The organism is Chromatiaceae bacterium (assembly GCA_024235395.1).
Classification (GTDB): Bacteria; Pseudomonadota; Gammaproteobacteria; order Chromatiales; family Chromatiaceae; genus Thiosocius.
Genome location: JACKMK010000004.1, coordinates 98,690 through 112,114, shown reverse-complemented (window position 1 = coordinate 112,114; position 13,425 = coordinate 98,690). Strand labels below are relative to the sequence as shown.

The window sequence follows — 13,425 nt, the reverse complement described above, 5'->3', positions numbered from 1 at the left end:
TGGCGTCGCCCCGTATCAGGGGAATGCCGGGATATGCGGTTCGGTACCTTCGATGTCGGCATCCGGGTGATGCGATTTCACCATCGCCTCGATCTGCTCGACGCGTTCCTTTGGAACGTCCACCAGGAACAGGAGCTCGCCGCTTTCGATCGCTCCCTCGAACTGCTTGATCTGGCTGTTCGCCACGTCCACACCGATCATGCTCGACAGCCAGACACCGATACCGGATCCAATCAATGCAGTCGCCAGGATCGCTCCGCCGCCGAGTACCAGTCCGGCCGGTGGAAAGCTGACCGCTGCCACCCCGGCGAGGATGCCGGTGGCGCCGCCGACCGCCAGACCGCGTTCGACGGCCGGGATCACGTCGCTGGTCTGTAGCAACGAGGCCTTGGGAAGATTGCCCAGCTCGGTGCCTTCGCGCGCAATGACGTGGATATGACGTTCTTCGATGCGTGCCAGCAGCAGCTCGTCGGTTACCGCCTTTGCGGTATTGAGGTCTGGAACGAGAAAATAAATTCTACGCATTGCAATGACCTCCAATATGTAATTCAAGTGTTTTGTTCGATCAAGTCCACGCGGCCCGATTCGACCGCCTCCTAGTGATAAGGATAGAACATCCTTGATTCGGCCCTTGCGATTGTGTGCGGCGCCTTGCCGGATACGCGGCGTGAAGAACGCCGGCCCAAGGCGCACTTTGCGGCCCTGTGATCCCCCGCCGGCAGGCCGGCCTCACGACCGCGGAGTGACCCGCCGTCGGGCCACTCCGCGTCGCGTGCACGGAGTCGGCGATCAGTAGGCCGGGGCGTCCGCCTCGTAGCGCAATCCCTTGCCGGCGGCCTGCTCGCGGATGGTGTCGTACAGCTGGTTGTCCAACGAGGCATCGGCCGTGCCGGACGCCTCCACCTGCGCCTTCAGAAAATCGGCGCGTTGTGCGGCCAGCTGGCCGATCTGTTGCCTGAGTTCAGCACGCCGTTTCGCGGTCTGTTCTATCACCAGCTTCTGTTCGGACGGCGCCATCGCCTTCAGCGGTTCGGGCAGGGCGGCAGCGGGCAGGGCGTCGAGATCTACCCGTCCGCTGGCGACGTCTTCGACCAGTTCACCTTCACCGAGCAGGTTCGTCTCGCCGCTGTCGGTGGCGTTGAAGGTTGCACGCCGTGCACGTGCCGAGACCGATGCCGTTTCATGCAGCTTCTTTGCCGCTTCCTGTTTCATCAGCCGCTTGGCTTTTTCTTCGGCGCTACCGTAATACAACCGTGTCTCGTCGAGTTCTGCCGACAACGTGGCGAGGCGCTCATCGAACGGTGTGGCGATCGCCACGGCGCTGCCGTTCTGTTCCACCTGTGCGTACTGGCCGGCTCCGGCCTGAGCGATCTGAATCCAGACATTCCGCGTGTTGTCGCGGCTGCCGGCCTGGATGGTGTTGACGACAATCCCCCTGGCCTTCGCCATTGCGAGGGTCTGCGGATACTTGGTGTCGTCCTGGTAGTCCATGTGCGGTGGCGCATCGCCGACCAGGAACACAACCTTGTACGCGCTCTGGTCGTTGCTCCACGACACCTTGTTGACCGCATCGAACAGTGCCTGATTGACGCTTTCCGCCTCGTCGCCGCCGCCGCCCGCGGTGAAATCCATCAATGTCGCGTACAGGGTGTCGAGGTCTTCCGACAGGTCGAACACCCTGGTGACATAGTCGTCTCCGCGATCGCGGTAGGCGACCAGCCCGATCCTGATCTCGGGGGCGGGTTTCGCCTGTGCCATCGTCGTCGCGATCGACCAGACCTTTTCCTTCGCCGCCTGGATCAGGCCGCCCATGCTGCCGGTGGTGTCGAGTGCGAACACCACCTCGATCTTCGGGCGTTCACGAGCGGTCGGATCGAACACCGGCTTGTGCAGGGCCGGTGGCACCGGTGGGTTGCCGGTGGCACCGGGTTGCTGGGTCGCCGGATACAGTGCGATACCGCCGACAGTGAAGGCGAACATTGCCAACGCGATGATCTTCGGGTTCATTGCCATTCTCCTCTACGAATGATGGGTGGTCGAAAGCCTGCCGATCGCCGTCTCCGCGGCCCGGTAGGCATACTGAAAACGGTCCGCCCGGTGGCCGCTGTTCATTGCGGCCGACTGCCGACCAACGCTTCCTGGAATCGCGACGAATAGCGCTTGTACGAGGAAGAAGCACCACAGACTGACAAACAGGCTGCCGGTCTCCAGCCAGGCCCATCCGGCCCCGATCACGCCGAACGCAACCAGCGCGAGATCCGCGATTGCAGGGAAGAGGCTGGAATGGAAGTACAGCGAGCGCACCAGCCAGATGAAGCCGAGGTAGGCCGCCAGGTAGAGCGGAAGACTCAGGCCCAGCATCCAGACACCGATCGTGCCGACCAGCCAGAGCGAGACCACCGCGATGCGGCCCACCGTTTCGCTGCTGCGTCGTAGCAGATAGAGGATGTACAGCAGACCGATACCGGCGATCAGTAGACGGGCGACGGTGCCGGCTGCGAACAGCGTGGCCAGGCTGCGGAACGCGATGCCGCCGAGCGCACTGGTCACCAGCGCGACACCCGCGCCCTCGAGGAAGGTCGGCCGTTTCATGACGTCACCCGCTGCTGACGCTCGCGCAGCAACGCGAGTTCGACATCGTCGTCGCTGACGACGAACTGGCGTGCAAACGCCGATTCGGTCCAGGCGCCGTCGGTTCCGCTGCTGTCTTCCCGGGCGACGAACACGGCCGCCTTCTGACGCATGCTGTCCAGGCGCCCCTGGTTTTCGTCGATCCGCCGCGCGAGATCGGAGGCCGCGGCCTGCAGTTCCTCGCGTTTGCGCTCCAGGAACCGGGCAAATGCCTCGGATTCGAGGCGACGTCTGAGCAATACCCGCGCGAGATTCTCGTTGCCGTTTGCGAAGCACAGGTCCAGCTCATCGGCGGTGCGCGCGAGACGCGCGTCGGTCTCCGCCTGCAGGGTGCCGATGCGCTGCAACTCCATGGTGATGGATCGGCGCCGCTGGACATCGAGATCGAGCGCTTCCTGCATCTCGCGAACCGCCTGTTTGAGCAGCAGTTCGGGTTCCTCGATGCGGTCCAGGACCGCGTTGACGTCCGCTCGAAACAATCGTGATATGCGCGTGATCAATGCCATCTCGGCCTCCCGGTCCGTGTCTCTGAAATACGGGTTCAGTCTAGGAAGCACCCCGGAAGGGCAACAGACGGGCTTTGGTAAAAACGCGCGGAATCCGTTTACAAAAGTTTTACAGTGCACCTGTGCCGGGAGTTGATAAGCTTTCGAAGAGACCTGGTATCCGACCGCGCCATGCCTCGGTGCGGGCCGATCGCCATCGTTCGATCCACCGGTAAGCATGGACACCAAACATCGCATTCTGATCGTCGAAGACGAAGCCGCGATACGCGCCGGGTTGACCGACGTGTTCGTCTACCATGGTTTCGCAGTCGACAGCGTCGCAGACGGGCCATCGGGACTGCGGATGGCGCTCAGTGGGCGGTTCGATATGATCCTGCTCGACGTGATGCTTCCCGGTATGGACGGTTTCGAGATCTGCGACAGGATCCGTGCAGAGGATCGCGACCAGCCGATCATCATGCTGACGGCGAAGACCCAAGACGAAGACATCATCCAGGGCCTTTCGCTCGGCGCCGATGACTACGTCGCGAAGCCCTTCTCGGTCGCACAACTGGTGTTGCGCGTACAGGCGGTATTGCGCCGTTCCCGGAACACGTCGGTCGGGCAGCAGATCCGGCTGGGTGACGACGTGCGTATCGACACGCGCAACCTCGCAGGGCAGTGTGGCGAGGCGTCATGTGCCTTTACCCGCCGTGAGATCGAGATCCTCCAGTACCTGGACGCCAACAACGACCGCCCGGTGTCTCGCGAAGAGCTGCTCAACAAGGTCTGGGGTTACTCAAGAAACGCAGACCTCGAGACACGCACCGTCGATATCCATATCGCCAAGCTGAGGCGCAAGATCGAGCCGCAGGCCGGTGATCCACGCTATCTCGTGACCGTGCGCGGTGCGGGTTATCGGCTGCTGAGTGGGTGAGGGTGTGCGACGTACGTTGAGCGGGCTTTCGCCACGACGACTGCGCCTCTGGCTGGCCGTGTTTTTCGTCGCGCTTGCCGTGCCGACCGCGTTGCTGATCGCTCATGCCTACGGCCAACTGAAATGGGAAGCCTTTCATCAGTATCGCCAGATGGCCGAGGAACTGGGCGACCGTATCCGCACCGCGCTCGATGAGCGGCTCGGCACGGAAGAGGCACGCGGGTTCGCGGACTACGGCTTCCTGGTCGCTGCGGGTGATCCGTCTGCGAACTTCGTGCAGCGATCGCCGTTGGCCGACTTCCCGCTGTCGATCGATCTGCCCGGTGCCATCGGCTATTTCCAGGTCGACGCAGAGGGCGACTTCAGTACGCCCCTGTTGCCGCCGACCGGGACGGATGCCGAGGCGTTTGGCATCAACGGTGCCGAGTTGCGCCAACGTGTTCAGCTCGCAACACGGATCCATTCGATCCTCGGCCGCAATCGACTGGTCAGAGCGACTGGCGGACGTGGACTCGATGAAGAAGCGGAGACCGCGTCAGAGGCGTCCATGGGTAAAGTGCAGGCTACCGACGAGGTACGGGTGCCGGGTACGGCGCCTGTCGTCACATCCGCCGCTTCGATCGCGCCCGAGGTGACGGTATCTGGACAGGCGGTATTCGATCAGCTCAATCGCGCGGCCGCACCGGGTGAGCCGGGCAGGCAGAGGAAGGCCGCCAAAACGCTGGGGCGTGTCGAGGACCTCCGCCTTGACCAGCAATTCGAGGCGGATGCCGTCGAGCGGAAGTCACCGCGAACCGTGGTGTCCCAGGCCGAACAGGCGGCATCCCGAGAGGTGCGCAAGGAACTGAGTGCGTTGCCGCAGGCTGTACCCGCGGCCCCGCCGTCGCTTGCCGCGTCACCGGCCGTTGCCGACGAGGCAGCCGCCAAGCGGCGCATCCACGTGTTCGAAAGCGAGATCGACCCGTTCGAATTCAGCCGCCTGGAGAGCGGGCACTTCGTACTGTTTCGCAAGGTATGGCGAGACGGCCAGCGCTACGTCCAGGGATTGTTGATCGATCAGCAGGCGTTTCTGAAGGGCATGATCGAACAGGCGTTCCGGGCGACCGCACTGTCGCAGATGAGCGACCTGATCGCCGCCTTCCAGGGCGATGTCGTCGGCGCGTTCAGCGGCGGGACTGCGCGCGAGCTGTACAGCAGCGCCAGCGATCTGCGTGGCGACCTGTTGTATCAGACCCGCATGGGCGCACCATTCGGCGACCTGCAGTTGATCTTCAGCATCAATCGATTGCCGGCCACACTTGGAGGCGCCATCGTGACCTGGCTGGCGGTCGTCCTCGCACTGATACTGTGTGGCGGGTTCTTCCTGCTGTATCGCCTCGGCCTGGGGCAGATCCGCTTGGCACGTCAACAACAGGACTTCGTGTCCGCGGTCAGCCACGAGCTGAAGACGCCGCTGACCTCGATCCGGATGTATGGCGAGATGCTGCGTGAGGGATGGGCACCGGAGGAAAAGAAGCGCGAGTACTACGACTACATCCACGACGAAAGCGAGCGCCTCACGCGCCTGATCAACAATGTGCTGCAACTGGCGCGCATGACTCGCAATAATATCGAGGCGAGCCTCAAGCCGGTGTCCGCCGGAGAACTGATGAATACGGTCCGTTCAAAGATCGACACGCGTGTCGAACGTGCGGGCTTCACGTTACGACTCGATTGCCCGGACGACGTGGCATCCGCCACCGTGAACGCCGATCGCGATTACTTCACCCAGATCGTGATCAACCTGATCGACAATGCGATCAAGTTCAGCACGAAGGCAAAGCGACCGGCAATCGATCTCGGTTGCCACCGTCAGCGCGACGGCTCGGTGGTCTTCACGGTACGCGACTATGGCCCCGGTATTCCGAGGGATCAGATGAAGAAGATCTTCCGTCTGTTCTACCGCTCCGAGAGCGAACTCACGCGCGAGACCCTGGGCACCGGCATCGGCCTGGCGCTGGTCAGCCAGATGGTCGCGGCGATGGATGGCAAGGTCGATGTCGTCAACGTCGACCCGGGCGCGGAGTTCCGCTTCAGCCTACCCGGTACCGCGGGAGGCTGACGGGCAGACAGGTCCGCCGCCCTGCGGTTACCTCACTTGGAACTCGCCGCCAAAGACTGTCCGAAACGTTTCAGGCGGGGAGACCAGTCCTCCTGGTAGGCAACCGACACCAGCACCCGTTCCGCGCGGCCGATCAGGGCCTCGCGCGGGACCGGACCAAAGAATCGCGAGTCGGCACTTCGATCACGGTTGTCCCCGAGCATCAGGTAGTGACCGGCCGGAACGCGCAGCGGGCCGAAGCTCGACGCCGGGGCGTCGCCGGCAAGCCATTGGACGTCATACCCGGTTCCGGCGAACCGTTCGTGCAACCGCAAAGCGGGCACCTCGCCCCGACCATCGACGGGTTCCGCGAAGCGTGCCTGCAAACGGTAATCCGCCGGCGCACCATTCAGGTACAGACGCTTGCCGTGCATCTCGACGAGGTCGCCGGGCACACCGATGACACGCTTGATCAGACGCGTGCCATCTCCGGGTCGCGAGAAGGTCACGATGTCGCCCCGTTCGGGTTCGCCGAGGTGCGCCAGTACGAGATCGGTCAGGGGCAGCTTGAGGTCGTATGCCAGGCGGTTCACCAGAACTACATCGCCTTCCAGCAGCGTCGGCCTCATCGAACCGGAGGGGATCGGATTCCAGTCGGCGACGCCGGTGCGGAACAGTCCGAACAGCACCAGGAACAGGATGAAGCCGCGATTTTCACGGAGCCAAGTGCGCATCCAAACCCCACTGATCGTCTTTGGTCACTTTCGCAGACCGATCACGCGTCTTCAAGTTCAAAGGAATTGCAGGGCCCGCGAGCTGCTGGCAGAACGACCTGGCCGAAAGAATCAATCGTCGAGCTGCGACAGCCAGGTCTCGACGACTTGCGCTGCCTTGGCGGTCAGACCGGGCGCAAGGTGTTGCGCCTGGATACGCAGTTCAGGGATGTCGATGCCGGCCGCCGCGAGTTCCACCGCGTGCCCGATCAACCATTGTTCCATCCGGTGGGCATCGGCCTCGGGATGGAATTGGAAGCCGATGATGTTGCGGCCTATGGCGAACGCCTGGTTCTCGCAAAGCGTCGTGGATGCGAGCCGTTCGGCGCCCCGGGGCAGATCGAAGGTGTCACCGTGCCAATGCAGTGTCATTGGATCGTCGTCGAATGCCGCGAGACAGGATGCCCGTCCAGCCGGGGTTAGGGTGATCGGTGCGAAGCCGATCTCCACGCCACCGCTGGGATAGACGCGACTCCCAGCCGCACTCGCGATCAACTGGGCGCCGAGGCAGATGCCGATCGTCGGTCGTCCGCGTGCGAGACGGCGGGCGATCAGTCGGCGTTCGCTCGTCAGAAACGGGTACGCCGATTCTGCATAGGCCGCGATGGGGCCGCCGAGCACCACGAGAAGGTCCGTGGTGTCGGCGTCGATCCTGCCCAGATCGTCGACGCCGACGTCGCAGTACCGGATGGCATAACCCGCGTCTGCGAGTGGCGCCTCGAACGCGCCCAGGTCTTCAAATGCAATGTGCCGGATGACTTGTGCGGACTTCACTGCGAGTACCTTCGTGCTTCGGATTTGCGGGAGTGCCTCACCGGGCGCATTCGTGGGTCCCGGTAACGCTGGAGCAGCCGACGAGGCTGCGACCTTCTGCTGAGCGACGTCGTCGGCGTTCTCGCGTGCATTGCCGTAGATCCTTACCGAGCGCCGTCCACGGAATGGTGCATCACCACATGCGCCGACACCAGTCCGTCGACCAGCGCGATAGTCGCACACGCCAGCGCACAAGGGGGCAGCGCGTGCCGGGAGGGTTGCGCATTCGATGCCGACTGCCGACCCACGATCCGGTTAGGCCTCCGGGCGTTCGACGGACGGGAGCTGGCGACCCGGTCACGGCATGCAGCGATCGTCCTCGGGTGATGATGTCGACCGGTTCTCCGCCCAACACCTCCTGCCATCGATCTGGGTGTCGACCGACACGGTGATGGTCGATCGGGTCGCGCGCACTGCGCCGGAAGACCTCCAGCATCGGCCAACCACGGTTTGGTTCGCCATCCCCAAGGCCCCTGGTTGACCTGCACCAGCGCCTGCCCGGCGCCGCTGCAAAGTCGCCGCAACCGCATGAAATCAGGCGCAAATGTGTTATGGCACGTTGACTGCAACGTGCTGTACGCCGGGACATGCGAACGGCGGTGGCACAGCCGAGTAGCTGCACTCGCGTGGCAGGCCCGGACACAGGCAGCAAGTCAGACACTATGTTCACGAATCGAAACATGATGGCAACCGAGCGACCAACCCTGTTCGTGCTGCTGGGTGCGGCTGGCGACCTGGCGCGCCGCCTGGTGGTACCGGCGCTGTTCGAACTGCATCGGGCCGGCAATCTTCCGCAGCAATTCGCGATCCTCGCGGTCGACCGTACCGAACTGTCCACGACGGCGCTGTCGGATCGCCTCAGGTCGGGCTGCAAGAAATTCGGGCGGACCGCGCCGCCCACCGACGATACCTGGCAGGCATTCACCCGAAGGCTCCGGTATCACAGATCCGACCTCGCGGACCCGGGGGCCTATGTTGGACTGGTCCCGGCGATAGATGCCGCGACCACCGATTTCACGTCGACACCACAGCGCGTGTTTTACCTCGCCACCCCGGCTGCGGTGTTCGAGCCGGCTGCCGCAGGGCTCGCCGCGGCAGGCCTGGTCAAGGACCGCGAACTTTCCCGACTGGTGGTCGAAAAGCCGATCGGGTCGGACCTGACCAGTTTCCGGCAGATAGACGCCCTGCTGCGGGAAGGGCTCAACGAGTCACAGCTGTATCGGATCGATCACTACCTGGGGAAGGAGACGGTACAGAACATCCTTGCGTTGCGGTTTGCCAACCCGATCTTCGAGCCCATATGGGACCGCCGCTACATCGACCACGTGACGATCACCGTCGCCGAGACGCTCGGAGTGGAGCACCGCGGTGGCTACTACGAAGGCGCCGGTGCACTGCGCGACATGGTACAGAACCATCTGATGCAGTTGCTCTGCTTGATCGCGATGGAGCCGCCGGCGAGCTTTGCAGCAGACCGTCTGCGCGACCGCAAGATGGACGTGATGCGCGCGATGCGGGCGATTCCTGAACACGCGGTCTCGGAATTCGCCACACGCGGCCAATACGGACCAGGGTGGGTCGGCGGCACGCTCGTGCGGGGATACAGCGAAGAGCCGGGTGTCGACCCGACCTCGGGTACCGAGACCTTCGCAGCACTGAAGTTGTTCGTCGACAACTGGCGTTGGCAGGGTGTTCCGTTCTATCTGCGCACCGGCAAACGTCTGGCACAGTCCGTTTCGGAAGTATCGATCCGGTTCCGGCCGGTCCCTCACCAGGCCTATCCGTACAGTGGGGGGGAAGATCACCATCCGGTTCGGCTGGTGCTGCGGCTGAAACCGGACGAGGGCATGGACCTGAAACTGAACGTGAAGGTGCCGGGCGCACATTTCACGCTGGCACCGGCCGACTTGCGTTTTTCCTACCAGAGGGCATTTCGTACCCCGGTACCCGCCGCTTACGAGACGCTGCTGTTCGAGATCCTCGCTGGCGACCAGACGCTGTTCATGCGCGCCGATCAGATCGACGCAGCCTGGAGCCTGTTACAGCCCGTCCTGGACGCCTGGCAGGCCTACCCGGCGGTGGACTTCCCCAACTATCCGGCGGGAAGCTGGGGACCCGAGTCCGCCGAGGGTCTGATCAGTCGCGACGGCCGCAGTTGGCTGGCACCCACGCTGCAGGAGCCGGGCCGATGACCGGTACCGCGCACATCCCGGCGGAGGCCGACCCGTGGCTGCATCGCCGCGGCTATGTCGCACTGGCCGGTGCGGTGATGTTCGAGAGTACCGGGATGCCCCTGAACGGCCTGGTCGTCGGCAGCGCCCGCATGCCCTGGCGATGGTTCCTCGCCGCCGATCTGCTCGGTTCGACGCGCTGGGTTTCGGTCCGGGTCCTTGGCATAGACACGCTCGACAGACATGCGGCAGCGCTTCACCGCCTGCTCAGTGTCGTGAGTCCCTGGGTTGCCGGCGGCGCGCTGATCGCGTTTGCGGGCGCCCCCTATCTGCTTTTTCGGCGGCACGTTTCAGATGGTGAGACGTGCCATGTCAACGCACGCGCACTTGCCTCCGTGCCCGGCCATGATCGTGCCGCGGCAAGGCGGGAGCGCCAAGGTCAATGAGGAGACACATCATGAACAACAGAAGCTCACTGTCACGCAACCTGATGGCAATCGCACTGCTCGGCGCATTCGGTGCCGCCGGGGCGCAAGCGGACACGCCCGCCGAAGCGGCCACGCAAGGTGCGCCACAGGCCACCCCGCAACAGGCCGAGAGGACTCCCGCGCCCCGGTTCGAGTGGCGCGACCCCTGGGCCACCCTGCATGCCGACATGATGCGCATGCAGGCGCAGATGGACCAGATGTTCAACGGCGCATTGAGTGACGTGAATGCCGGAGGAGTCGGCAACGTGCAGCAAAGCGAGCCCATGGTCACACTCGAGGAGCAGGGCGACAGCTATGTCGTCAAGGCGGAGATTCCGGGCGCCAGCGAGGGGGACATCAACGTCAAGCTCGATGGGCGCCTGCTCAGCATCTCTTCGCAATCCCAGGGCGGTGAGCAGCAGACCGCCGAAAACGGCCAGGTGATCCAGCAGGAGAGCTATGCGAGCAGCTTCCAACAGGCCTTCACGCTGCCCGGACCGGTCGAGGCCACCGGCATGCAGACGCGGTTTCGTGACGGGGTGCTGACGGTGACCCTGCCCAAACTGACATCGTAAAGGCAGTCAGGCAGGGTCGGACAACGGGATGCAACGCTGCCGTGCGACGCGCACCCCGTTGTCGCCTGCCGGTAACTCAATGATGCAGTCGACGCCCGCTCCCGGCGCCCCCGGCATACCGCCGACCTGGTGCAGCAGTGACAAGGACCTGGTGGGAACCGCGATGGGATCCGCGCGTCTCTGGTATACGCTGGGACACGGGATCGTCAACGAGGTCTACTACCCGCGTATCGATATACCGCAGATACGCGATCTGGGTTTCATCGTCGCCGACGACCGGGAGTTTTGGGTCGAGGTCAAGCGACTGGCCGCATACGATCTGCAGCTGCCGACACCGGGTACCCCGCTTCCCACGATCACCCATCGGCACCGCCGTTTCACCCTCGAACTGCGCCTGTGTCCGGACCCTGAACGCGACGTCCTGCTCATCAAGTCGACGCTGGAAGGGGATGCGCGCCTCAGACCCTACGTGGTCCTGGCACCGCGCCTGGGTGGGAGTGGACGCGACAACTGTGCATGGGCGGAACGCTACCGTGGACGCACGATCCTGTGGGCGGAGCAGGGCCCTTTCGGACTGGCGTTGAGTGCTGTCGACGATACGTTCATCGATGGGTACCGTCGCGTTTCGGCGGGGTATGTGGGTGCAACCGATCTCTGGCAGGACTTCGACAGGCACGGGCGCATGACCTGGCAGCATGGGAGTGCAGGTCCAGGCAATGTGGCACTCGCCGGTGAGTTGCAACGCCGCACAACCCTGGCGCTCGGCCTTGCGACATCCAGGGAGGCCGCGGCCACGCTGGCTGTCGCCGCACTCGCACAGTCGTTCGACGGGGTACGCCAGCAGCAGACCCTCGCCTGGGAACAGTGGCATCGAGAACGCAATGGGCGGGCACCATGTCCCACGCTGCCGGAAAACCTCGCCGCCTTGCACCGAACCTCCGCGATGGTGCTCAAGTGCCACCGCGACAAGACCTTCAGCGGTGCGATGGTGGCGAGCCTGTCGGTGCCCTGGGGCAATAGCGGCGAAGAACGCGGGGGCTACCACCTGGTGTGGCCGAGGGACCTGGTCGAGTCTGCGACAGCCCTGCTGGCACTGGGTGGTGAGGCCGAGGCGCGGAACGTGTTGCGCTACCTGATCGCGACGCAGAACGCCGACGGTCATTGGCATCAGAACCAATGGTTGGGTGGCAAGGCCTATTGGAATGGCATACAGCTGGATGAAACCGCCTTCCCGGTATTGCTGGCCGCGGCGCTGAACGAACGCCGGGCCCTGCACGATATACCGGTGACCGACATGGTGGTCCGCGCGCTCGGGTTCATCGCACGCCATGGGCCGGCCAGCCCACAGGACCGCTGGGAAGAAGACGCCGGGGTCAACACCTTCACGCTCGCCGTCTGCATCGCCGCGCTGGTCGCCGGCGCGGATCTGATGCCGGAGCGCGACGCCGAACTCGCGCTGCAGATTGCGGACTATTGGAACTCCAGGCTGGAAGAATGGACCCTGGCCGTCGATACGCGGCTGGCCCGGCGCCACGGTGTCTCCGCGTACTACGTCCGCGAGGCACCTGCCGATAGCCTGATCGACCCAAAGGCCCTGGCCAGGGCCCTGCCGATCAAGAACAGGCGTGACAACGTCGATTGGCCGGCCGACGAACAAGTCGCGCTGGACTTTCTGCAACTCGTAAGGCTGGGTCTGCGCCGCGCCGAAGATCCATGGATCCGCGATTCCGTCAGGGTCGCCGACGCCCTGCTGCGCAGCGATACCCCGTCGGGGCCGGTATGGCACCGCTACACCTATGACGGCTACGGCGAACATGCCGACGGCAGTCCGTTCGACGGTGCCGGTATCGGGCGGGGGTGGCCCTTGCTTACCTGCGAGCGCGGCCACTTCGCGTTGAGCGCCGGGGAGGATCCCATGCCCTATCTGCAGGCCGCGAGCAAGATGACGGGAGGGCAGGGGATGCTGCCCGAACAGGTCTGGGACACCGATGCGCTGCCGGACCGCGGGCTTCATCCAGGTCGACCGAACGGTGCGGCGATGCCGCTGGTCTGGGCGCACAGCGAGTTCGTGAAACTGGTTGCCTCGCGCACTCTGGGACGCCCTTTCGATCGCCCAGACAGCGTGTGGGAACGCTATCAGGGGACAAGGCCGCAGGCGGACACCTGGATCTGGACCCCGGGCGCCCCGACCAGGACGGTCCCCAACGGCAAGCACCTGTTGCTGCTGTTCGATCGACCGGTGTCGCTGCATTGGGGCTCGGATGGCTGGACCGGGGTGCGTGACCAGTCGAGTCGCTTGCTCGGACTCGGTCTGCATGCAGTGCATCTGGCGAGCGGCGACCTGCGACCCCGGCGCAGCCTGGAGTTCACCTGGCGCTGGAAGGACGACGCGCGCTGGTACGGCGAAGATTTTCGAATGGAGATCACCGCAGACTGACCGGAGTTGATCCGAATGGGAGGTGCGCTATGCGCGGGTTGCAACATGGTCTGGAC

General features: G+C 64.1%; 12 protein-coding genes. 6 read left to right on the top strand and 6 right to left on the bottom strand.

What is annotated here, in order from left to right; all coding sequences use genetic code 11:
* Nucleotides 1-15: 15 nt before the first annotated feature.
* The 4 genes from H6955_18995 to H6955_18980 form a co-directional block, all read right to left on the bottom strand.
* Nucleotides 16-525 carry a DUF1269 domain-containing protein gene (locus H6955_18995; GenBank protein MCP5315655.1) on the bottom strand — a complete coding sequence of 170 codons (510 nt, stop codon included), beginning with the start codon at nucleotides 523-525 and terminating at the stop codon, nucleotides 16-18.
* 264 nt (nucleotides 526-789) lie between these two features.
* On the bottom strand, nucleotides 790-2,007 hold the full coding sequence (locus H6955_18990) for a VWA domain-containing protein (protein MCP5315654.1): 1,218 nt from the start codon (nucleotides 2,005-2,007) through the stop codon (nucleotides 790-792).
* 12 nt (nucleotides 2,008-2,019) lie between these two features.
* A complete protein-coding gene (locus tag H6955_18985) occupies nucleotides 2,020-2,592 on the bottom strand; it encodes a hypothetical protein (GenBank protein ID MCP5315653.1) in 573 nt (190 codons plus the stop codon).
* A complete protein-coding gene (locus H6955_18980; GenBank protein MCP5315652.1) occupies nucleotides 2,589-3,137 on the bottom strand; it encodes a PspA/IM30 family protein in 549 nt (182 codons plus the stop codon). Before H6955_18980 ends, H6955_18985 begins: the two co-directional genes overlap by 4 nt.
* Nucleotides 3,138-3,354: 217 nt before the next feature.
* On the opposite strand from H6955_18980, the gene H6955_18975 reads away from it, so the two are divergent.
* Both H6955_18975 and H6955_18970 read left to right on the top strand, forming a co-directional pair.
* Nucleotides 3,355-4,053, top strand: a complete 699-nt coding sequence (locus tag H6955_18975) for a response regulator transcription factor (protein ID MCP5315651.1) — start codon at nucleotides 3,355-3,357, stop codon at nucleotides 4,051-4,053.
* Nucleotides 4,054-4,057: 4 nt separating this feature from the next.
* On the top strand, nucleotides 4,058-6,154 hold the full coding sequence (locus H6955_18970; GenBank protein MCP5315650.1) for a HAMP domain-containing histidine kinase: 2,097 nt from the start codon (nucleotides 4,058-4,060) through the stop codon (nucleotides 6,152-6,154).
* A gap of 32 nt (nucleotides 6,155-6,186) precedes the next feature.
* Here H6955_18970 and lepB read toward each other — a convergent pair whose 3' ends face one another.
* Nucleotides 6,187-6,867, bottom strand: a complete 681-nt coding sequence (lepB, locus tag H6955_18965) for a signal peptidase I (protein ID MCP5315649.1) — start codon at nucleotides 6,865-6,867, stop codon at nucleotides 6,187-6,189.
* Nucleotides 6,868-6,978: 111 nt separating this feature from the next.
* Complete coding sequence (locus H6955_18960; protein ID MCP5315648.1) at nucleotides 6,979-7,680, bottom strand: glutamine amidotransferase; 702 nt, start codon at nucleotides 7,678-7,680, stop codon at nucleotides 6,979-6,981.
* 719 nt (nucleotides 7,681-8,399) lie between these two features.
* On the opposite strand from H6955_18960, the gene zwf reads away from it, so the two are divergent.
* The 4 genes from zwf to H6955_18940 all read left to right on the top strand — a co-directional run bounded on the left by zwf (nucleotide 8,400) and on the right by H6955_18940 (nucleotide 13,369).
* Nucleotides 8,400-9,911: a glucose-6-phosphate dehydrogenase gene (zwf, locus tag H6955_18955; GenBank protein ID MCP5315647.1), complete on the top strand. Its 1,512-nt coding sequence runs from the start codon at nucleotides 8,400-8,402 to the stop codon at nucleotides 9,909-9,911.
* Entirely contained in the window at nucleotides 9,908-10,336 is a 429-nt protein-coding gene (locus H6955_18950; protein MCP5315646.1) for a hypothetical protein, read from the top strand. The genes zwf and H6955_18950 overlap by 4 nt, the downstream gene beginning before the upstream one ends.
* 11 nt (nucleotides 10,337-10,347) lie before the next feature.
* Nucleotides 10,348-10,932: an Hsp20/alpha crystallin family protein gene (locus H6955_18945; protein MCP5315645.1), complete on the top strand. Its 585-nt coding sequence runs from the start codon at nucleotides 10,348-10,350 to the stop codon at nucleotides 10,930-10,932.
* An 82-nt stretch (nucleotides 10,933-11,014) separates the two neighbouring features.
* Nucleotides 11,015-13,369, top strand: a complete 2,355-nt coding sequence (locus H6955_18940; protein MCP5315644.1) for a glycosyl hydrolase — start codon at nucleotides 11,015-11,017, stop codon at nucleotides 13,367-13,369.
* The last annotated feature ends 56 nt before the right edge of the window (nucleotides 13,370-13,425 follow it).